The organism is Rhizobacter sp. P3_B12 (assembly GCF_056402895.1).
In genome coordinates this window covers 1-2304 of record NZ_JBFUGN010000969.1, presented here as the reverse complement: position 1 = coordinate 2304, position 2304 = coordinate 1, and the positions used below count along the sequence as shown (strand labels likewise).

Below are 2304 nucleotides of genomic sequence, written 5' to 3'. Positions count from 1 at the left end.
GAACCAGAACTCGGCGGTGCCGCAGAACGTGATCGCGTGGCGCAACGACGGCAACGTGCCGATGGCGCTGTCGGGCTTGTCTGGCTTGCCTGGCGTGTTGAGTGTGGTGGGCAACAGCTGTACCAATGTGGCGCCTGGCCTGGCGTGCACCATGGCGGTTCAGCTGGCCACCGGCAGCTTGACGAGCTTCAGCCAGACGGTGAGCACGGTAGGGGCGACTGTGAATGCGTCGACCACGGCCAGCGGCACGGTGCAGACCATTCCCGGCGCGCTGTTCAACCTGAGCACGGCAGCGACTTCGACGACCACGTACACGACGATCACGCTGACGGTGGCCAACCCGTACAACGCGGCGCAGACGATCACGGCGGTGACTCAGAGCGATGCGGGATCGGCCGGCACGAGCACCTGCACCGTGGGCGGCAGCGTGGCCGCGTCACCAGGGAGTTGCACCTTCCAGTGGATCTACGACCGATGCACCGCGCGCACGGTGAACTTCAGCGTGAAGAACGCGTTCGGCACCCAGACGACGAGCAAGGCCATCGTGAAGGGGACCTGCCTGTGAAGACCATGCAAATGAACGCGCAAAAGATTGCGCCGATGCACATGAAGCGGCTGGCCCGGTTGGTGGTGTTCGCGGGCGCCGCTTGGGTGCAAGCGATGGCGCATGCGCAAGTCCAGCCACCGATTGATCCCTTCCATTACACGAAGACGGTGAGCACCACCTACCGCGCCGACGGCCTGGTGGAGACCGAGAAGGTCGAGCCCGACGACCCGAAGCTGTGCGTGCTGACAACCTACGGCTACGACCCGGCGGGCAACCGCATCAGCACGCGGCAGGAGAACTGCCCGGGTGCGAGTGGCGAAGCGCTCTTCACGGCGCGCACGAGCACGACGACCTTTGCCACGCAGACGGTGATGGTCGCCGGCCAGAGCATCAAGGTGCCCGCGGGCAGCCTGCCGAGCGAGCGCAAGAACGCGCTGCTGCACGGTGAGGCGCAGACGGTAGATCCCCGCTTCGGCACGGTGCTGAGCAAGACCGGCCCGAACGGGCTGACCACGCGCTGGGAATACGACGATCTGGGCCGCGCGACGCGCGAGATCCGCGCCGACGGCACACGGTCGATCACGGCGCACTGCTACATCGCGGGTCGGGTCGACAGCGCAACGAACAGCCCGACGTGCCCGAGCCCCGGCGCGGCGGAGATCCCGACCGATGCGGTGAAGTTCGTGCACGCGGAGCCGCGCGATGCGAGCGGCACGGAGGGCGTCAAGAACGGCCCTTTCACCCGCAAGTACCTGGACCGCGTGGGCCGAGTGCTTCGGCAAGTCACCGAAGCCTTCGACGGCGCCACGCAACCCGGCGGCACGAACCGCCTGATCGCGACCGACACCGAGTACGGCGACCTGGGGCAGGTGATGCTGCAGACGCAGCCGTATTTCCTGGACAGCGGCTCGTCGACCAGCGGCGGCAGCGCCGACGTGGGGCTCTCGCGCTCGGAATACGACGCGCTGGGCCGCGTGGTCCGCACCTACACGGCCGACCCCCAGGGCAACCAGCCGAGCGTGGGCTTCAGCAACCGGGGCAGCCGCCGGGCGCGGTTGTCGGCCGTGGTCTACGGCGCGCTGCAGACGACCACCATCGACGACCAGGGGCACACCCGACTCGAAGAACGCAACGTGGAGGGCCGCCCGATCCGCATCACCGATGCGCAGGGCGCGCAACTCGTCCATCAGCACGACGCCTTCGGCAACCTCGTCACGACGAAGGACGCGCTGCAGAACACCGTGCAGATCGCGTACGACATCCGGGGTCGCAAGCTCAAGCTGACCGACCCGGACGCCGGGATGCTCGAGTACCACTATGACGCCTTGGGCCAGGCGGTGTGGCAGCAGAACCCGCTGCAGAAGCAGCGCGGCAGCCAGACGACGATGGCCTACGACGTGCTCGGGCGCATCCAACAACGCATCGAGCCGGAGTACCAGAGCACCTGGACGTACGACAGCTGCGCGACGGGCATCGGCAAGCTGTGCGCGACGACTGCCAACACGAACCTCAGCCGGCAGTGGGTGTACGACAGCCTGGGGCGGCTGGTCAGCAACCGCACGACCGTGGCGAACGGGCCGAGTTTTGCGAGCGCGCTGAGCTATGACGCGAACGGCCGGCAGGCRACGCAGACGTGGCCGACCGGGCTGACGGTGAACTACGGCTACACGCAGAAGGGGTTTCTCGGCAGTGTGTCGCTGGCGACGGCGGTGACGGTGAACCCGTGTGTCGCTGGCGACGGCGGTGACGGTGAACCC

1 protein-coding gene and 1 pseudogene are annotated in these 2304 nt (G+C 67.6%); both read left to right on the top strand.

Annotation, left to right across the window (positions count from 1 at the left end; genetic code table 11):
• The coding region (locus AC1D01_RS30835) for a hypothetical protein (RefSeq protein WP_477873231.1) at positions 1-565 on the top strand (565 nt) is incomplete at its 5' end.
• Positions 562-2304, top strand: a pseudogene (locus tag AC1D01_RS30830) (hypothetical protein); the annotation flags it as partial. The gene AC1D01_RS30835 and the pseudogene AC1D01_RS30830, both read left to right, overlap by 4 nt.